The organism is Mesorhizobium sp. M0139 (assembly GCF_040322455.1).
Lineage (GTDB): Bacteria > Pseudomonadota > Alphaproteobacteria > Rhizobiales > Rhizobiaceae > Mesorhizobium.
The window spans coordinates 110193-128483 of the sequence record NZ_JAMYTN010000002.1 but is presented as its reverse complement, the minus strand read 5'-3'; the positions used below and the strand labels follow the sequence as shown (position 1 = coordinate 128483).

At 62.5% G+C, this 18291-nt stretch carries 14 protein-coding genes and 1 pseudogene; 8 read left to right on the top strand and 7 right to left on the bottom strand.

Going from position 1 to position 18291, the window contains the following annotated elements; genetic code table 11:
- The first annotated feature begins 33 nt into the window (after positions 1 to 33).
- Both NKJ58_RS03100 and NKJ58_RS03095 read left to right on the top strand, forming a co-directional pair.
- Positions 34 to 558, top strand: a complete 525-nt coding sequence (locus NKJ58_RS03100) for a twin-arginine translocation pathway signal (RefSeq protein WP_023670927.1) — start codon at positions 34 to 36, stop codon at positions 556 to 558.
- A 50-nt stretch (positions 559 to 608) separates the two neighbouring features.
- Positions 609 to 2179: pseudogene (locus NKJ58_RS03095) on the top strand (GMC family oxidoreductase).
- A gap of 62 nt (positions 2180 to 2241) precedes the next feature.
- On the opposite strand, the gene NKJ58_RS03090 reads toward NKJ58_RS03095, so the two are convergent.
- Complete coding sequence (locus NKJ58_RS03090) at positions 2242 to 4155, bottom strand: PhoX family protein (protein ID WP_352852771.1); 1914 nt, start codon at positions 4153 to 4155, stop codon at positions 2242 to 2244.
- A gap of 117 nt (positions 4156 to 4272) precedes the next feature.
- Positions 4273 to 4668 carry a hypothetical protein gene (locus NKJ58_RS03085; RefSeq protein ID WP_023688644.1) on the bottom strand — a complete coding sequence of 132 codons (396 nt, stop codon included), beginning with the start codon at positions 4666 to 4668 and terminating at the stop codon, positions 4273 to 4275.
- A 313-nt stretch (positions 4669 to 4981) separates the two neighbouring features.
- Between NKJ58_RS03085 and urtA the strand changes: the two genes are divergently transcribed.
- The 6 genes from urtA (at position 4982) to NKJ58_RS03055 (ending at position 11474) form a co-directional block, all read left to right on the top strand.
- The gene (urtA, locus tag NKJ58_RS03080; protein ID WP_023688643.1) at positions 4982 to 6292 is read left to right on the top strand and encodes an urea ABC transporter substrate-binding protein; all 1311 of its coding nucleotides are present in this window, start codon (positions 4982 to 4984) and stop codon (positions 6290 to 6292) included.
- Positions 6293 to 6404: 112 nt separating this feature from the next.
- Positions 6405 to 8021, top strand: coding sequence for an urea ABC transporter permease subunit UrtB (urtB, locus tag NKJ58_RS03075; RefSeq protein WP_352852770.1), 1617 nt, complete (start codon positions 6405 to 6407; stop codon positions 8019 to 8021).
- Complete coding sequence (gene urtC / locus NKJ58_RS03070; RefSeq protein ID WP_023746152.1) at positions 8018 to 9250, top strand: urea ABC transporter permease subunit UrtC; 1233 nt, start codon at positions 8018 to 8020, stop codon at positions 9248 to 9250. The genes urtB and urtC overlap by 4 nt, the downstream gene beginning before the upstream one ends.
- 4 nt (positions 9251 to 9254) lie before the next feature.
- The gene (gene urtD, locus NKJ58_RS03065; protein ID WP_023684623.1) at positions 9255 to 10001 is read left to right on the top strand and encodes an urea ABC transporter ATP-binding protein UrtD; all 747 of its coding nucleotides are present in this window, start codon (positions 9255 to 9257) and stop codon (positions 9999 to 10001) included.
- Between the two features lie 69 nt (positions 10002 to 10070).
- On the top strand, positions 10071 to 10766 hold the full coding sequence (gene urtE, locus NKJ58_RS03060) for an urea ABC transporter ATP-binding subunit UrtE (RefSeq protein ID WP_023670935.1): 696 nt from the start codon (positions 10071 to 10073) through the stop codon (positions 10764 to 10766).
- A gap of 531 nt (positions 10767 to 11297) precedes the next feature.
- Positions 11298 to 11474, top strand: coding sequence for a hypothetical protein (locus NKJ58_RS03055; RefSeq protein ID WP_023670936.1), 177 nt, complete (start codon positions 11298 to 11300; stop codon positions 11472 to 11474).
- A gap of 92 nt (positions 11475 to 11566) precedes the next feature.
- Here NKJ58_RS03055 and NKJ58_RS03050 read toward each other — a convergent pair whose 3' ends face one another.
- The 5 genes from NKJ58_RS03050 to NKJ58_RS03030 form a co-directional block, all read right to left on the bottom strand.
- Positions 11567 to 12712, bottom strand: coding sequence for a GGDEF domain-containing protein (locus NKJ58_RS03050; protein WP_023670937.1), 1146 nt, complete (start codon positions 12710 to 12712; stop codon positions 11567 to 11569).
- 314 nt (positions 12713 to 13026) lie between these two features.
- Positions 13027 to 13830, bottom strand: coding sequence for a DUF72 domain-containing protein (locus tag NKJ58_RS03045; protein WP_023706184.1), 804 nt, complete (start codon positions 13828 to 13830; stop codon positions 13027 to 13029).
- Between the two features lie 28 nt (positions 13831 to 13858).
- Positions 13859 to 14323, bottom strand: coding sequence for a GNAT family N-acetyltransferase (locus NKJ58_RS03040; protein WP_023706185.1), 465 nt, complete (start codon positions 14321 to 14323; stop codon positions 13859 to 13861).
- 34 nt (positions 14324 to 14357) lie between these two features.
- Positions 14358 to 17279 (bottom strand): excinuclease ABC subunit UvrA, encoded by a 2922-nt coding sequence (uvrA, locus tag NKJ58_RS03035; RefSeq protein WP_023706186.1) that lies wholly within the window; start codon positions 17277 to 17279, stop codon positions 14358 to 14360.
- 782 nt (positions 17280 to 18061) lie between these two features.
- The gene (locus NKJ58_RS03030) at positions 18062 to 18283 is read right to left on the bottom strand and encodes a hypothetical protein (protein WP_156932470.1); all 222 of its coding nucleotides are present in this window, start codon (positions 18281 to 18283) and stop codon (positions 18062 to 18064) included.
- Positions 18284 to 18291: the final 8 nt, after the last annotated feature.

Sequence of the window (18291 nt, the reverse complement as noted above, 5' to 3'; positions counted from 1 at the left end):
CAAGGGCGCAAACAGCAAGCAGGGAGGAACAAAATGGTCACGATCTATGACGCGAGGCTCTCACGTCGTGAACTTCTCAAACGCGGCGGCATCGGCGCGTTGCTCGTCATTTCCGGCAGCGCCGTCATCAGCCCTGAAAATGCCTGGGGGCTCGAGACATCGGCGCTCAAGCCCGAAACCATGGCGACGCTGATCCAGATGGCGCGCGACATCTATCCGCACGATCAGGTGCCCGACAAATACTACGCCATCGCCGTAAAAGGCCATGACGAGCAGGCCGGCAAGGACGCTGCCTACAAGACGATGATCGAAGACGGCATCGCCGACCTCGACAAGAAGTCGGGCGAGGGCGGCTATCGCGGCCTCGGCTGGGAGGAGCAGCGCGTCGCCGTGCTGCAGCAGATCGAGGCGACGCCGTTCTTCCAGTCCATCCGCGGCGGCCTCGTTGTCAGCCTCTACAACCAGCAGGAGGTGTGGCCGATCTTCGGCTACGAGGGCGAATCCTACTCCAAGGGCGGCTACATCGCGCGCGGTTTCGACGACATAGAGTGGCTCTGAGCCCTCCGTCGTTTTGAAACCCCGCAAACAGGAATTCATGGGAGGAAACCATGGCAGCTTCATTTGATCTCAACAACGACGGCGTGGTCGTGATCATCGGCTCCGGCGCCGGCGGCGGCACGCTCGGCAACGAACTCGCCCAGAAAGGCGTCGATGTCGTCATCCTCGAGGCCGGCGCGCGCCACGAATACGAGGATTTCATCAACGACGAGTGGGGTTCCTTCAGCCAGCTCGCCTGGACGGACAAGCGCACAACCTCAGGCGACTGGCGGGTGTCGAAGGATTTCCCCAGTTTGCCGGCCTGGATCGTCAAATCGGTCGGCGGCTCGACCACGCACTGGGCCGGCGCCTCGCTGCGCTTCCAGGAGCATGAGTTCAGGACGCTCTCGACCTACGGCAAGCTGGAAGGCGCCAACCTGCTGGACTGGCCGGTCACATTGGCCGAGATGGAGCCGTACTACGCCAAGGCGGAAGCCAAGATGGGCGTCACCGGCACCAATGGCTGGCCGCGCCTGCCCGGCAACAACAATTTCAAGGTGCTCAAGGCCGGCGCCGACAAGCTCGGCTATAAGGAATGTCATACCGGCAACATGGCAATCAATTCGGTCGAGCGGGACGACCGCAACTCCTGCCAACAGACCGGCTTCTGCTTCCAGGGCTGCAAATGGGGCGCCAAATGGTCGACGCTCTATACCGAGATCCCCAAGGGCGAGGCCACCGGCCATCTCGAAGTCCGGCCGAATGCCATGGCGATCAAGATCAACCACGACGCCTCAGGCAAGGTGACCGGCGTCGTCTATGCCGACAAGGACGGCAAGCTGCAGGAACAGAAGGCCCGCATTGTCGCCGTCGCCGGCAACTCGATCGAAAGCCCGCGCCTGCTGCTAAACTCCGAGTCAGCGAAGTTTCCGCAAGGGCTTGCCAATTCGTCGGGGCAGGTCGGCAAGAACTACATGCGCCACACCACCGGTTCGGTCTACGCCATTTTCGACCAACCGGTGCGAATGTATCGCGGCACCACCATGGCCGGCATTATCCGCGACGAGGCGCGGCACGATCCCTCACGCGGCTTTGTCGGCGGCTATGAATTCGAGCGCTGTCGCTCGGCTTGCCCTTCGTGGCCGCCTTCCTCAATCCCGGCGGCTGGGGCCGTTCATTCACCACCGCGCTCGACCACTATGATCACATGGCTGGCCTGTGGATCGTCGGCGAGGACATGCCGCGCGCGGAAAACCGCGTCACGCTGCACAAGGACGAGAAGGACGCGCACGGTATGCCGATCGCGGACGTGCATTTCGATGATCATCCCAACGACACGGCGATGCGCAACCATGCCTACAAGCAGGCCACAGCGCTTTATGATGCGGTCGGCGCGACGCGCTCCTTCCCGACGCCGCCCTATCCCTCAACCCACAATCTCGGCACCAACCGGATGAGTGAAAAGGCGGAAGACGGCGTCGTCAACAAGCACGGCCAGGCGCACGACATCAAAAACCTGTTCGTGTCGGACGGCAGCCAGTTCACCACCGGTGCGGCTGAAAATCCGACGCTGACGATCGTGTCGCTGGCTATCCGCCAGGCCGAATACATCGCTTCGCAAATGTCGGCCAAGACGATCTGAGCCGTCCTCCCGGATCGCTACGCGGAACGCGCATGGCGCGTTCCGCCCTTTTCCCTAGGACACTATGCGCCGACCGGCTGTCCGTCCTTGCGGCGGATGGCGACGACGGAAGGTCGCGGCAACTGGCCGTCTTTGAAATCGGGCCATAGCGTCTGCGCCTTGTCGAGCGTCTCGGCATCTTCCGCAGGGTGCTGCACCGACAGGAACAAAGTCGTGCCGTCCGGCGTGAAGCACGGGCCGGTCGCTTCGGCGCCGTGCGGGCAGGTGAACAGCAGCTTCGGCAGGCCGCGCGCCGCACCTTCGGTGTCGACGCCATAGACGCCGTCCGGCAGGTCGAAATCATTGGCGCCGTCCGTCGCCACCCACAGCCGCCCCGCCGGGTCGAAGGTGATGTTGTCGGGGCAGACGAACCAGCCATTGTCCGACGTGTCCGGATGAAAAGTGGCGCCGACCTTGGCATCTTTCGGGTTGCCGCAGAGCACGAACAGGTCCCAGGCATACTTTTCCGCCGTGTGGTCGGCATCCGCGCCGCGGCCGCCGGGCGGGATCAGTTCGACAATATGGCCCCAGAGATTTTCCGGCCGCGTGTTGGCCGGATTGACCTTTGACTGGTCGCGCTTCTTGTTCTTGGTCATCACCGCATAGACGCGGCCGGTCACCGGATTGGTCTCGATGTCCTCGGGCCGGTCCATCGGCGTGGCGCCGAGCGCATCTGCCGCAAACCGCGTCTTCAACAGCACCTCGGCCTGGTCGGCAAAACCGTTCTCGACGGTAAGCTTGCCCTGGCCGTGCACCAACGGCAGCCACGTCATCGAGCCATCGGCATCGAAGCGGGCGACCGACAGCACGCCATCGTCGAGCAGATCGGCGCCGGAGGCCGGGTTGGCCTTGTCATAGGCCTTGGCCGAGACGAAGCGGTACATATATTCGAAATAGTCGTCGTCACCCATATAGACGACAACGCGGCCGTCCTTGTTGAGGACCACGGTCGAGGCCTCATGCGACATGCGGCCAAGTGCCGTGCGCTTCACCGGCCTGGACTGAGGATCGTAAGGGTCGATCTCGACCACCCAGTCGAAGCGGTTGGCCTCGTTCGGTTCCTTGTCGAGGTTGAAGCGGTCATGGAAGCGGCCGCGGCCATAGATGTCGGAGCCGTCGAAGCCGTAACGGTCGAGCAGGTCGGCAGTCGGCGCCTTTTTCGGGTCGCCGCCGAAAATGTCGGACACGCCTTCCTCGCAGGTCAGCACCGTGCCCCACGGGGTGAAACCGCCGCTGCAATTATAGCTGGTGCCGAGCACTTTCGTGCCAGTCGGGTCGGCCGAAGTTTTCATCAGCGCATGGCCGGCAACCGGTCCGGAAACGGTCATTTCGGTGTTGGCGGTGATGCGGCGGTTGAGCGGGCTGTCCGCCACGCTTGCCCACTTGCCGTCCTTCAATTGCACCTCGAGGATCGAATGGCCCATCGCGGCCATCCCGAGATCGACCTGTTCCTTGGTCATCGTCTTGCCGGCATCGCCCTCGGTCATCCCCGGAAACATCACATTGGGCGAGATGTATTCGTTGTTGACGCAGAGCAGGCCATGATCGGAATTCACCGTGCCCTTGGGCAGCGGCATGAAGGCGATGTAGTCGCAATTGTAGCCGAAGCGCTTTTCCTGTTCCTCCGCCGCGACCTTGTTGCCGTCGAATTCGGCGAGGCCGGCTGCAAGCGGGTCGCCCCAGCGCGCGACGATGGTCGTCTCATAGCCTTCGGCGGCGGCATGGGTCTTGCCGTAGACCCGTTTGAGCTCGGGAAAGCCGAGCGTCGACTGCGCTGCGGCGGCATGCGTTTCGCCGGCAAACAAGGAGCCGACAAAGCTGCCGCCGGCAATCAGCGCGCCGGAGGCGAGGCTGCCTTTCAAAAGAGACCGGCGCGAGACGCGCTCGGCAATGATTTCGCGGATGACGGGGGAGGATGAAGACGGTGTATTGGCCATGGTGTCTGCCTCTCAGGGTGGATGTTACGGCGCACCGTTGCCCTAGTCTGCTTAGGCAACATTCACATGACATAAGAGGAAGGTTTTGCCGCAACTGGGCGCGGCACTACGCATCGCTCAGCCCTTGGTGCAGGTCGAGGCGGTGAAGGCGCCGTCGGGCTGCTTCAGAATGATGTCGAATGACGGGGCGGTCTCGCCGTCCAGTGTTGCCTGTGTCATGGAGACGGAGTTGCCACCGGTGGTATAGCCGCCCAGCGGCCCGAGCCAGGTGATCTCGCCATTGGCATTCATCTGATAGTTGTAGCCTTGCGTCGCGGTGCCGAATGTCACCGGACCACTATAGACGTTGCCCTTGATGGTGATGTCGCCGAGGTTGAGGAAGGCGCCGAGCAGGTAGACCTCGCAATGATAGGTGCCGTCCGGAAGCTTGCCCTCGCTGAAATCGGCGCGCGCGGCGCCGCTCGTTGCCATCAGCAGCAGGATGCCGGAAATGCATGAGGTGCGAGATGTCATGACGTCACTCTTTTGAAGGGCGAGCTTGCCCTATTTTTGCGCGGTACCGCAACATTGTTAGCCCGGAACACACGGCCGGAGATCAAAAACTAGGCATTTGTCTCAATTGGGCAAAAATTAGGCAAAAGCCATGTGCGCTGCGCAAATTTGCCTCAATCAATTTTCGCCGGCTACCACTGTTTTCTCGAGGCTAATATACCAAACCGGCTGATAACGCTCGGCTATTCCATCTTCGTGAGCGGCGCCTTTGCGTTTGGCACGGCAGTTGCATTGCATTATCGCGGTGCAATCAAACAGCTTGGGAGTCTTCGGTATGAGGGGTAATTTCTCCACAATAACAAAAATGTTTTCGGCCGGCGTGGTCGCCGCCGGCCTGTCGATGTCGTCTCCGGCCCAGGCCGCCGAAGACACGATCAAGGTCGGCATTCTGCATTCGCTGTCGGGGACCATGGCGATTTCGGAGACGACGCTGAAAGACGCCATGCTGATGCTCATCGAAGAGCAGAATGCCAAGGGCGGTCTGCTCGGCAAGAAGCTCGAGGCGGTCGTTGTCGATCCGGCCTCCAACTGGCCGCTCTTTGCCGAAAAGGCGCGCGAGCTGATCTCGAAGGACAAGGTCGCCGCCGTGTTCGGCTGCTGGACCTCGGTGTCGCGCAAATCGGTGTTGCCGGTGTTCTCGGAACTCGACAACATCCTGTTCTACCCCGTCCAGTATGAGGGCGAGGAAAGCGAGCGCAACGTGTTCTACACCGGCGCCGCCCCGAACCAGCAGGCGATTCCTGCCGTCGATTATCTCATGAGCGAGGACGGTGGCTCGGTGAAGCGCTGGGTGCTGGAAGGCACCGACTACGTCTATCCCCGAACCACCAACAAAATCCTCGAGGCCTATCTGAAGGCCAAGGGCGTCGCCGCCGAAGACATCATGGTCAACTACACGCCGTTCGGCTTCTCCGACTGGCAGACCGAAGTCTCCGCAATCAAGAAATTCGGCTCGGCCGGCAAGAAGACCGCCGTCGTCTCGACCGTCAATGGCGACGCCAACGTTCCGTTCTACAAGGAACTCGGCAACCAGGGCATCAAGGCCGAGGACATCCCGGTCATGGCCTTTTCGGTCGGTGAGGAAGAACTGGCCGGTCTCGATACCGCGCCGCTGGTCGGCCATCTCGCTGCCTGGAACTATTTCGAGAGCGTCGACACGCCCGAAAACAAGAAGTTCATCGCCGACTGGCACAAGTTCATCAAGAATGACAAGCGCACCACCAACGACCCGATGGAAGCTCACTATATCGGCTTCAACATGTGGGTGAAGGCGGTCGAAAAGGCCGGCACCACCGATCCCGACAAGGTCATCGACGCCATGGTCGGCGTGTCCGTGCCGAACCTCACCGGCGGCTATTCGACCATGATGCCGAACCATCACATCACCAAGCCGGTGCTGATCGGCGAGATCCAGGCCGACGGCCAGTTCGAGACCGTGTCGCAGACGCCCGGCCTCGTGATGGGCGACGAATGGTCCGACTATCTGCCCGATTCCAAGGACCTGATTTCGGATTGGCGCGCGCCTCTGTCCTGCGGCAACTTCAACGTTGCCACCGGCAAATGCGGCGGCAAGGGCACGAACTGATCCCTCCCGGGACCGACCGATCGTGGACGCGTCCACGATCGGTACCGCCAAGCGTCCGGGCGCTTCAGCCCGCCCGGACGCGGAATTTCCCCACAGAAGAGTATCTGAACGGATGATCCTGTTGCGCACTCTCGGCCTCATGCTGGTGTTCCTGGTGGCAAGCCTATTGCCGTCGAACGCAGCCGAAGCCGATCTGCGCGCCATCGTCGCCAAATTCGCCACGGGCACGGGCTTTGCCGCCACTGAGGCCGTCGTGCGCGAACTTGCCGCCACCGGCGATCCGCTGGTCGAGCGCCCGCTTGCAGCGCTCGCCGAAGGCAACCTTTACATCCGTAAAGCCGATTCAGCCGTCTTCGTCGGCAGTGAGGCCGCCGACAGCGTCACGCTGCTCGACCCGCTGAGTGGCGAGAAAGCCGGCGACGCCCCCAAGGCCGACATCACGAAGATCAAGGTCAACAACACGCTGCGTCGTGTCATCCGAGATGCACTGGGAACGCTGACGTTGCGCGCGAAAGATCCTTCTGTCCGCATCGCCGCCGCCGACACCATGTTCAAGACCCCCGATGCCGCCAATATCGAGCCGCTCGATGCAGCCATCGCCGCCGAGACCGACGCCAAGGTCAAGGCATTGTTCGAACAGGCGCGCGCGGCATCGGTGCTGGTCTCCGACAAGCCGGAGGCCGACAAGCTTGCCGCCATTGCCCTGATCGGCGCGCGCGGCGACCGCGACGCGGTCTCGCTGCTCACCGCGGTCGAGGCCAATGCGCAAGGCGCGGTCAAGGATGCCGCGACGGCGGCAATCGCCAGCATCAATTCGAGCCTGGCGCTGTGGGATGCCGGCCAGAACATATGGTACGGCATCTCGCTTGGCTCGGTGCTGCTGCTGGCCGCCATCGGCCTCGCCATCACCTTCGGCGTCATGGGCGTCATCAACATGGCGCATGGCGAGATGGTGATGCTCGGCGCCTACACCACCTTCGTCGTCCAGCAGGTGATCCGAACCTCATTCCCCGGCCTGTTCGACTGGTCGCTGGTGATCGCGCTGCCGCTCGCCTTCCTGGTTGCCGCTTCCGTCGGCCTGATCATCGAGCGCGGCCTCATCCGTTTCCTCTACGGCCGGCCGCTGGAAACGCTGCTCGCAACCTGGGGCGTCTCGCTTGTCCTGCAGCAGGCGGTGCGCTCGATCTTCGGACCGACCAACCAGGAGGTCGGCAACCCCTCCTGGATGTCGGGATCGTTCGATGTCGGCCAACTCGCCGTCACCTGGAACCGCCTCTGGATCCTGGTCTTCGCGCTCACCGTCTTCGGCGTGCTGCTCTTTGTTATGAAGCGCACGCCCTGGGGCCTTCAGATGCGCGCCGTCACCGCCAACCGCCGCATGGCCGCCTCGATGGGCATCAGGACGCCTTGGGTCGATGCGCTGACCTTTGCGCTCGGCTCCGGCATTGCCGGCATTGCCGGCGTCGCGCTCAGCCAGATCGACAATGTCTCGCCCAATCTCGGCCGCGGCTACATCATCGACAGCTTCATGGTCGTGGTCTTCGGCGGCGTCGGCAATCTCTGGGGCACGCTGGTCGGCGCCTTCTCGCTCGGCATCGTCAACAAGGTTCTCGAACCCTATGCTGGCGCGGTGCTCGGCAAGATCGTCGTGCTGGTGCTGATCATCCTGTTCATCCAGAAGCGCCCGCGCGGCCTGTTCGCGCTCAAGGGCAGGGCGGTGGAAACATGATCACGGGACGCTTCTTCGCCGCGGGTGCCGACCGTCGCATCGCCATCACTATTTTCATCCTGCTGACGGCCGCCATTATCGTGCCGCTGCTCAACCTCGCAGTGTCGCCGCAAAGCGCGTTCTATATTCCGTCCTACATCGTCGCGTTGACGGGCAAGTACCTCTGCTATGCATTGCTTGCCTTGGCGCTCGATCTCGTCTGGGGCTATTGCGGCATCCTCTCGCTCGGCCATGGCGCCTTCTTCGCCCTCGGCGGCTATGCGATGGGCATGTACCTCATGCGCCAGATCGGCTCGCGCGGCGTTTACGGCAATCCGATCCTGCCCGATTTCATGGTGTTCCTGAACTACAAGGAATTGCCCTGGTTCTGGACCGGTTTCGACCACTTCTGGTTCGCCGCCATCATGGTGCTGGCGGTGCCCGGCCTGCTCGCCTTCGTCTTCGGCTGGTTCGCCTTCCGCAGCCGCGTCACCGGCGTCTATCTCTCCATCATCACCCAGGCGATGACCTACGCGCTGCTGCTCGCCTTCTTCCGCAACGACATGGGTTTCGGCGGCAACAACGGCTTGACCGATTTCAAGGATATTCTGGGCTTCAACGTGCAGGCCGACGCCACCCGCTCGGCCCTGTTTGCCGCCAGCGCCATCATACTCGCGCTCGCCGTCTTCATCACCTGGGCGATCGTCGGCTCCAAATACGGCAAGCTGCTGATGGCGGTGCGCGACGCCGAGAGCCGCACCCGCTTCCTCGGCTGGCGGGCGGAGAACGTGAAGCTGTTTGCCTTCAGCGTCTCGGCTGTCATGGCCGGCATCGCCGGCGCGCTCTATGTGCCGCAGGTCGGTATCATCAATCCCGGCGAATTCGAGCCGTCCAATTCCATCGAAGTCGTGATCTGGGCAGCCGTCGGTGGGCGCGGCACCATTGTCGGCCCGATCGTCGGCGCGCTGCTGGTCAACGCCGGCAAATCCTGGTTCACCGGCCTGCTGCCGGAGTTCTGGCTGTTTGCGCTCGGCGGCCTGTTCGTCGCCGTAACCCTGTTCCTGCCCAAGGGCATCGTCGGCATGTGGGATTCCTGGCGCGGTAACGCTCGGGCGATGCGGGCTGCAGCGATTGCAGAGGAAGCGGGCACAGACCCTGATGCCCCGCCGCCATCGAAGATCGTGCGCAGCGCAGCAACAACGCCCGGTGCCTGGTCCGCGTCCGGGCCCGAACCGCAGCCGGCGGAATAGAGCGATGTCGAAGTCCAACACCATCCTCTATCTCGACGGCGTCTCGGTCTCCTTCGACGGTTTCCGCGCCATCAACAATCTGTCGCTGGTGCTCGACAAGGGCGAGATGCGCGCCGTCATCGGTCCCAACGGCGCCGGCAAGACGACGATGATGGACATCGTCACCGGCAAGACCCGGCCCGACGAGGGCGAAGTGTTCTTCGACGGCCAGGTCGATCTGACCCGGCACGACGAGGCGGAGATCGCCATGATGGGCATCGGCCGCAAATTCCAGAAGCCGACCGTCTTCGAAAGCCACAGCGTCGAAGACAATCTGATGCTGGCGCTGAAGGGCCCGCGCTCGATCTTTCCGGCGCTGTTCCATCGCCGCTCGGCCGGCGAAGCCAGACAGATCGACGACATCCTCGGCATCATCCGGCTGGGCGACAAGCGCCACGATCTGGCAGCCAATCTCAGCCATGGCCAGAAACAGTGGCTGGAGATCGGCATGCTGCTGGCGCAGGACCCGAAGCTGCTTTTGGTTGACGAGCCGGTCGCAGGGATGACCGATGCCGAGACCGAGGAAACCGCGCGGCTGCTCAAGGACATAGCGCGCGAGCATTCGGTCATCGTCGTCGAGCACGACATGCATTTCGTGCGCGAACTCGGCGTCAAGGTCACCTGCCTGCATGAGGGCTCGGTGCTGTCGGAAGGCTCGCTCGATTTCGTCTCGGCCGACGAGCGGGTCGTCGAAGTTTATCTCGGGAGATGAGCATGGTCTGGCGGGTGCAATTCCATCGCTTCGACTTTTCGTTCCTCCGCTTCTGGAGAAGGCGCTGACATGCTCGAAGTTTCCAACGCCACGCTCCATTACGGCGCTGCTCAGGCGTTGCGCGGTGTGTCGCTGACGGCGGGTGCCGGCAAGATCACCTGCGTGCTCGGCCGCAACGGCGTCGGCAAGACCAGTTTGATGAGATCGATCGTCGGCCACCACCGGCTGACGAGCGGAAGCGTTGCCTTCGAGGGGAAGGCGCTCGACCGGAGCGCGGCGTATGATCGCGCCCGGTCGGGCATCGCATTCGTACCGCAGGGCAGGGAGATCTTTCCGCTGCTGACGGTGCGCGAAAACCTGGAGTCCGGCTTTGCGCCCTTGAAGCGCGCCGACCGCAACGTGCCGGCGCATGTCTTCGAACTGTTTCCGGTGCTGAAGCAGATGGTGGGGCGCCGCGGCGGCGATCTCTCAGGCGGCCAGCAGCAGCAGCTCGCCATCGGCCGGGCGCTCGTCATGCGGCCGAAACTGCTGGTGCTCGACGAGCCGACCGAAGGCATCCAGCCCTCGATCATCAAGGACATCGGCCGCGCCATCCGCTATCTGCGCGACCAGGCCGGTATCGCCGTTCTGCTGGTCGAGCAATATCTGGATTTCTGCCGCGAGCTCGCTGACGAGGTCAACATCATGGACCGCGGCCAGATCGTCCACACCGGCCCGGCCGAAGATCTCGACCGGGCGGACGTCAGGAAGTTTCTGACGGTTTAACGCAGGTCGACGGCTGCACGGATCGTACACGTCGAAGATTGGCTGAAATGCCCACAATCACTTCGTCATTCTAGGGCGGAGCCAAGGAGCGGAGCGACGCGCGCAGACCCCAGAATCCATGCCGCGACATCAGCCAAAGAGTGCCGCGATGCAGAACAAGATCGCTTCTGCGGCACATTGGCCATTCCACATTCTGCACCGTTAATGACGCTTCTTCGTCCCGGCATGGATCCCTGGGTCTTCGCTCCGCTTCGCGTCGCTACGCCCAAGGATGATGAAGTCGCGAAGGTCCGCGCCCGTTGCGTCGGACTTTCGTCCGAGGTCGCCACCTCTGGCACGCCGAATACTGCATGCTAGTCTTTCCTAGGCCTCGGTGAGTCGGCCGCTTCCGTATCAGTCTGGTTCTGTAGCAGATCGAGGGAATATGCTGGCTCAGCCTGCAAGTTCCACGCAAGCAAGCCACCCTAGCTTCCCTCGCAGTTCTGATTGTCGGTCAATGCGTTCAGATAATCTTGCCAGGAGAATAGGGCTATGGAACGGTTCGTCGAGGACCACCAGAAACGACGGCTGACAGAGCGTGTCGACATCATCACCGCCATCAACATTCTGCGCTCGCAAGGCTACCAGCAGGATGAGCTGATCGGCGAAATCACCAAGGTTTTCTACGTCGACCTCGACACTTACAACGAGATCGTCATAGCGGCCTAAAAGCGCGTCGCGCCTGAACGGCCTCATGCGACGCGCTTTGGAGTGTTGTTTTACGTGTGGTGAGGTTCAGGCCGGCTGAATATCAGCCCAGCCTACCCGGCGCGCCGGAAGGCGAGCACACGGTTGCGGCCGCCGCGCTTGGCGCCGTAAAGCGCCTTGTCGGCGGCGCTGAGCACCTTGTCGAATTTGGTGCCGCCCTCGCTGCCGAAGGCGTAGCCGGCGCTGACCGTGCAGGAGAGCAGGCGGGTCTCGGTATCGATCCGGCGCATGGCAAAACTGGCCCGGATGCGCTCGGCTATGAATTCCACCTTTTCAGGCAAGGTGCGATCGAGCACCAATGCAAATTCCTCTCCGCCCATGCGCGCGGCGACATCGCCTGGCTGGAGATTGGCGGTCAAATCCTTGGCGAACAGTTTCAGCACCTCGTCGCCGGTGGCATGGCCGAACTCGTCATTTATCGCCTTGAAGCCGTCGAGATCGAACACGATCACGGCGGTGAAGGACCGGACCGGTGTTTTGCCGTGCAGGTCGAACAAAGCGCGCCGGTTGAGCAGTCCGGTCAGCGGATCGGTCAGCGCTTCGCGGCGATGATGCTGCGCCAGGCGTCCCTGGTTGAGCGCCAGCGAGAGCGCGCCGATGCCGGTCATGCAGGCGATGACGACGATGAGGCTGAAATCCTCGGCCCAGTTGCTCGGCGCATGGCCAAGCACCAGCCTGCCATCCCAGACAAGTGCACCGGAGCACAGCACGAAGGAAATTGCGGTGGCGGTGTAGAGCCCTGCAATGCCGAGGATCGGGGCCGGGAATTCCGTACGACCCTTCCAGTATTCATAGGCCGTCGCAAACAAAAGCAGCGCGGCGAAGGCATTCTCCAGCATGAAGCCCAGCCCGTCATAGCCAAGCGCCATCGGCGGCAAGGCGACTGCCAGCGAGACGCCGGCGCCGACAGCGATGCGCGGCAATGGCGAGCGGCCGGTCGTGAACTGATGGGCCGCGCCCAGCATGGTCGCGAAGCCGAGCAGCAGGAACGTGAAGCTGGCGAGGCCGAGCAGGCGTCCGGGCGCGTCGATATAGGCCTGGTAGGCGAAGACGTCGGCGACGATCAGAAGCACGCTGACCGCCCAGGTCAGCAGGAATTTTTCCGAGCGCGCGGTAAGCCAAATGCCGAACAGCGTCAGGCCGAGGCAAGCGGCGGAAAACCCGACAGCCAACAGAAGGGAACTGTAGTCGAGCGACATGCCCTCGTCCTTGCGCGCGGCGGCCGGCCTATAGAAAGGACCCGCACCGGATTTATGCAGGAAGGAGGTATCGATAAGGTTACGATGCGCATAAGCTATCACGCTTCGGTTGATCGTAGCAATTCTGGGTTGAAACCCTTTTCAAGGGAAAGCGCTACCCGGATTTCCGGGAAAACCGGTCCGCACTCTTCCTGGAATTGCTCCTAATGCATGTCGCCCAGAAGTGTGCCGCGGTTCTGGGACAACGGCATGCATCAGGACAAAGACTTAAATCGCGACGTATGATCCGGTTCAGCGCGACGCGCTTTAACCGATCAGCTCACCCGCTTCATCAGCGCCATGGCGCCGAACGGCGCGCGCACCTTGCCCTCGGTGATGAAGTAGACGAACACGTCGCGCGGTTTCACCGGCGCGTCGAAAGTCGGATCGGCGCGCCGCAGATCTGCCGGCTGCTTGCCTTGCGCCCAGGTCTTCACCCGCGCTGCCCATTCGTCCAGGCCCTTCGGCGTATAGCAATCCGGATTGTCGTCGCTGCCGGTCTGCAGCCGCGCATAGATAAAATCGCCGGTGATGTCGGCGATACCAGGATATTTGGCATGGTCGGCATAGACGATCGCCGCCTTGTATTTGCGCGCCAGGCTCACAAATTCCGGCACGCTGAAACTGTCGTTGCGCACTTCCAGCGCATGGCGCAGCGCGACGCCATCCTGCTTTTCCGGCAGCAGCTTCAGGAAGGCCTCGAAATCGTCGGCGTCGAACTTTTTCGTCGGCGCGAACTGCCACAGGATCGGGCCCAGCTTGTCGCCCAGCGCGGCAATGCCGGAGCCGAGGAAGCGCGTCATGGACTCGCCGGCTTCGCCAAGCACGCGCCGGTTGGTGACGAAGCGATTGCCCTTCACCGAATAGACGAAACCGTCCGGCGCCTCGCCAGCCCATTTGACGAAGGTCGGCTCCTTGAAGCTGGAATAGTAGGTGCCGTTGACCTCGATGCTCGGCACCTGGCGGCTGGCATAGTGCAGCTGCTTGGCCTTCGACAGTTTGTCCGGATAGAAGGAGGTATCCCAGGGTTCGAAAGTCCAGCCACCCATCCCGGCGCGGATTGTTCCTTGGCTGATCATCGTCTTCCTCCCAGTTCTAAAAATGCGGTCAGGCTATTTTTCCAACCGGTTTGATCATGTCGACCACGGTCCATCCGGGACGGTGGGGATTGGCTCGGCGGCCCGTTTCGTGGAAGCCATAGGCCGTATAGATCTCGATGTTCCGCTCCATGCGCGAATTGGTGTAGAGCCGCACCTCCGGCACACCCCATAGCCGCGCCTGTTCCTGGGCGAAGTCGAGCAGCGCGGTGCCGAGTTTCCTGCCCTGGAAAGCGGGGGAGACCGCGACGCTGAAGATCATCGCATGATCGGGATGGCGCTCAATAACGATCAGCCCGGCGAGTTCCGCGCCGCTCTCCAAGAGCCAGACCTCGCCACGCTCGATGCGTGGCGCATAGTCCTCGGTGACTGGGAGCGGCGGCGCGCCTAACAGGGGCGTGTAGTGCTCATAGGCGGTCTGCGTCAGCGAGACGACTGCGTCGAGATCACCGGCAAGCGCCTGTCGGACTGTCATTCAAAGCTCTCCAGGCGCCCGACCGGTCTGTCAGTTACTCCGCCGCTTCGCGCTTGCCTCCGGGCCGCCGCTCCAAAAGCTCCTTCAGGAACTGGCCGGTGTAGCTGCGCTTTTCGCGCACGATCGCTTCCGGTGTGCCTTGGGCAACCAGCTCGCCGCCGCCATCGCCGCCTTCGGGGCCGAGGTCGAGCACCCAGTCGGCGGTCTTGATGACTTCGAGATTGTGCTCGATCACCACCACCGTGTTGCCCTGGTCGACCAGTTCGTGCAGCACTTCCAGCAACTTGGCGACGTCGTGGAAGTGCAGGCCGGTGGTCGGCTCGTCGAGGATGTAGAGCGTCTTGCCGGTCGCCTTGCGCGACAATTCCTTGGCGAGTTTTATCCGCTGCGCCTCACCACCCGACAGCGTCGTCGCCTGCTGGCCGATATGGATGTAGCCGAGGCCGACCTGCTTCAGCGTGTCGAGCTTGTCGCGCACCCCGGGCACGGCGGCAAAGAAATCGACGCCTTCCTCGACCGTCATGTCCAGGACGTCGGCGATCGACTTGCCCTTGAACACGACGTCGAGCGTCTCGCGGTTGTAGCGCTTGCCGTGGCAGACGTCGCACGTGACGTAGACGTCGGGCAGGAAGTGCATCTCGATCTTGATGACGCCGTCGCCCTGGCAGGCCTCGCAGCGGCCGCCCTTGACGTTGAAGGAGAAGCGGCCCGGCTGATAGCCGCGGGCCTTGGCCTCGGGCAACCCGGCGAACCAGTCGCGGATCGGTGTGAAGGCGCCGGTGTAGGTGGCCGGGTTCGAACGCGGTGTGCGGCCGATCGGCGACTGGTCGATGTCGATGACCTTGTCGAGGAATTCGAGGCCCTCGATGCGGTCGTGATCGGCCGGATGCTCGCGCGAGCCCATGATGCGGCGCGACGCCGCCTTGAACAAAGTCTCGATCAGGAAGGTCGATTTGCCGCCGCCAGACACGCCGGTGACGGCGGTGAAGGTGCCGAGCGGGATTTCGGCAGTGACGTTCTTGAGATTGTTGCCGCGCGCGCCGACGATCTTCAGCCGGCGGTTCTTCTTGGCCTCGCGCCTGACACCGGGCGTGGCGACTTCGAGCGCGCCCGACAGATATTTACCGGTGATCGAATTAGGATTGGCCATCACCTGCTGCGGCGTGCCCTGGGCGATGATCTCGCCGCCATGGATGCCGGCGGCCGGACCCATGTCGACGACGTAGTCGGCATGCAGGATGGCGTCTTCGTCATGCTCGACGACGATCACCGTGTTGCCGATGTCGCGCAGATGCTTCAGCGTGTCGAGCAGGCGGGCATTGTCGCGCTGGTGCAAGCCGATCGACGGCTCGTCCAGCACATAGAGCACGCCGGTGAGGCCGGAGCCGATCTGCGACGCCAGCCTTATGCGCTGGCTCTCGCCGCCCGACAGCGTGCCGGAATTGCGCGACAGCGTCAGATAGTCGAGGCCGACATCGTTGAGGAAGCGCAGCCGGTCGCGGATCTCCTTGAGAACGCGCACCGCGATCTCGTTCTGCTGGTCGTTGAGATGTGGCGGCAGTTCGGTGAACCATTTGTCGGCGTTGCGGATCGACTGCTCGGTGACCTCGCCAATGTGTTTTCCGGCGATTTTGACCGCCAGCGCTTCCGGCTTCAGCCGGTAACCCTTGCAGACCGGGCAGGGCGTCGCCGACATGAAGCGCTCGATCTCCTCGCGCATCCAGGCGGATTCGGTTTCCTTCCACCGCCGTTCGAGATTGGGAATGACGCCCTCGAACGTCTTGGTGGTCTTGTAGGAGCGCAGGCCGTCATCATATTGGAAGGTGACCTCGCGCTCGCCGGTGCCGCGCAGGACGGCTTCCTTGGCCTCTTCGGTCAGGTCTTTGAACTTGTCGCCGAGCTTGAAGCCGTATGCCTTGCCCAGCGCTTCCAGCGTCTGGGCGTAATAGGGTGAGGTCGACTTCGCCCACGGGCTGACGGCGCCGTCGCGCAGCGAGACGTTTTCGTCCGGCACGATCAGGCTGGCGTCGATGGCGCGCTGGTTGCCGAGGCCGTCGCAGGTCGGGCAGGCGCCGAACGGGTTGTTGAACGAGAACAGCCTGGGCTCGATCTCCGGAATGGTGAAGCCGGAAACCGGGCAGGCGAATTTTTCCGAGAACAGGATGCGCTCATGCGTCTCGTTCTTCGATTTGTTGACCGAGTCCTCGCCGGTCTGGCTGGCGTCGAGCGGCCGGTCGGCGAACTCGGCCACCGCCAGCCCTTCCGCCAGCTTGAGCGCCGTTTCGATGGAATCGGCAAGCCGTGTCGCCAGGTCGCCGCGCACGACGATGCGGTCGACGACGACATCGATGTCGTGCTTGTACTTCTTGTCCAACGCCGGCACATCGGCGATCTCATAGAAGACGCCGTCGACCTTGACGCGCTGAAAGCCCTTCTTCTGCAGCTCCAGCAGTTCCTTGCGATACTCACCCTTGCGGCCGCGCACGATCGGCGCCAGCAGGAAAAGGCGCGTGCCTTCCTCGACCGCCAGCACCCGGTCGACCATCTGTGAAACCGTCTGGCTCTCGATCGGCAGGCCGGTCGCCGGCGAATAGGGGATGCCGACGCGCGCGAACAGCAAGCGCATGTAGTCGTAGATCTCGGTGACGGTGCCGACCGTCGAACGCGGGTTCTTCGACGTGGTCTTCTGCTCGATCGAGATGGCCGGCGACAGGCCGTCGATCTGGTCGACATCCGGCTTCTGCATCATTTCGAGGAACTGGCGCGCATAAGCCGACAGGCTCTCGACGTAACGGCGCTGGCCCTCGGCATAGATGGTGTCGAAAGCAAGCGACGATTTGCCGGAGCCCGACAGGCCGGTCATGACGATCAGGCTGTCACGCGGCAGGTCGAGATCGACATTCTTTAGGTTGTGTTCGCGTGCCCCGCGAATGGAAAGGTATTTATGGTCGGCCATCGCCGGTCGCCGCCTCAGGTCTGGTGTCAGTGGGATCGGCGGGTTTTCCCGGCCATTCCCTATGTAGGTATTTTTGCCGCCACGTCGAGAGACGCCACACTTCTCGACCAAAGCCGTTTAACCGTCTTTCGCGCGAAGGGGCAAGCGGAAAGAACAAAGACCGAACACGCTCCTGACAAAGCTGTGCAGAAACTGACAAGGTGTTTCAGAAACTGACCCTGACGTAAGCTCCCGGCGATCACATTTTCCGTAACCGGCTATTCAAGGTTGACGTCGTCGAATCGGGGGCGCACTCTGCCGGAGTCAACGGAGCCGGCCGTCTTTGATGGCCTCGCCGCCCATAGCGGCCTGCGAGACGCCGCAGGTTTTTGCGATTTGTGCTTCGGATTGACACCTGTCGCAACGGACATAGGAGCGGAGCATGACGCCACCGGATAGTCCCTTGAGGCTCCACCTGCTAGTGGAGCCGCGGCGGGCATAAGTGCCAGGTAGTTTCGAGGCATTGAAGTGTATGTGTCCAAATGGACGCATCGCGACAATCCAACAAACCACCCGACAAACCGTGACCTGCCGAATCCCACAAAAATCAGAGACGGCTAGTCGGATCGTCGGCTGAACGCCGCGAAGCATCCGAAATCAAAGTCGGTATAACACTACCGGCAGTTTGGATTTGGAATCCAAAAAAAGCCCCGACCGTTAGCGGAAGCAACGGCGGGGCTGTTCTTTTGCGAGGAAGTCGTCGGCGCAGGCTTTCTCTCCCGTATAGTAGCTGGGAGAAGGGGCTACCGGCGCGGCGGCTTGATCCCACCCGTGCCGACATCGACAGTGATGCTGCCGGAAATCCTGACATCGGTGCCGCCGATCTTGAACGTGCCGTTCTCGCCGGCAGACAGCGCGTCGTCCGGCTCCGGCTGCGGCGCGGGCTTGGCGATGCGGTAGTCGCCGGTCACGCCGGGCAGGGCGCCTTTCCGCGACGTGCTGGTGCTGCCCCCGGCAAAGGCCATGCTCGATG

What these genes read in the sequence shown, in the direction of transcription:
- NKJ58_RS03100 (WP_023670927.1), top strand. Translation starts at nt 34, where the DNA reads ATGGTCACGATCTATGACGCGAGGCTCTCACGTCGTGAACTTCTCAAA.
- NKJ58_RS03090 (WP_352852771.1), bottom strand. Translation starts at nt 4,155, where the DNA reads ATGGCCAATACACCGTCTTCATCCTCCCCCGTCATCCGCGAAATCATT.
- NKJ58_RS03085 (WP_023688644.1), bottom strand. Translation starts at nt 4,668, where the DNA reads ATGACATCTCGCACCTCATGCATTTCCGGCATCCTGCTGCTGATGGCA.
- urtA (WP_023688643.1), top strand. Translation starts at nt 4,982, where the DNA reads ATGAGGGGTAATTTCTCCACAATAACAAAAATGTTTTCGGCCGGCGTG.
- urtB (WP_352852770.1), top strand. Translation starts at nt 6,405, where the DNA reads ATGATCCTGTTGCGCACTCTCGGCCTCATGCTGGTGTTCCTGGTGGCA.
- urtC (WP_023746152.1), top strand. Translation starts at nt 8,018, where the DNA reads ATGATCACGGGACGCTTCTTCGCCGCGGGTGCCGACCGTCGCATCGCC.
- urtD (WP_023684623.1), top strand. Translation starts at nt 9,255, where the DNA reads ATGTCGAAGTCCAACACCATCCTCTATCTCGACGGCGTCTCGGTCTCC.
- urtE (WP_023670935.1), top strand. Translation starts at nt 10,071, where the DNA reads ATGCTCGAAGTTTCCAACGCCACGCTCCATTACGGCGCTGCTCAGGCG.
- NKJ58_RS03055 (WP_023670936.1), top strand. Translation starts at nt 11,298, where the DNA reads ATGGAACGGTTCGTCGAGGACCACCAGAAACGACGGCTGACAGAGCGT.
- NKJ58_RS03050 (WP_023670937.1), bottom strand. Translation starts at nt 12,712, where the DNA reads ATGTCGCTCGACTACAGTTCCCTTCTGTTGGCTGTCGGGTTTTCCGCC.
- NKJ58_RS03045 (WP_023706184.1), bottom strand. Translation starts at nt 13,830, where the DNA reads ATGATCAGCCAAGGAACAATCCGCGCCGGGATGGGTGGCTGGACTTTC.
- NKJ58_RS03040 (WP_023706185.1), bottom strand. Translation starts at nt 14,323, where the DNA reads ATGACAGTCCGACAGGCGCTTGCCGGTGATCTCGACGCAGTCGTCTCG.
- uvrA (WP_023706186.1), bottom strand. Translation starts at nt 17,279, where the DNA reads ATGGCCGACCATAAATACCTTTCCATTCGCGGGGCACGCGAACACAAC.
- NKJ58_RS03030 (WP_156932470.1), bottom strand. Translation starts at nt 18,283, where the DNA reads ATGGCCTTTGCCGGGGGCAGCACCAGCACGTCGCGGAAAGGCGCCCTG.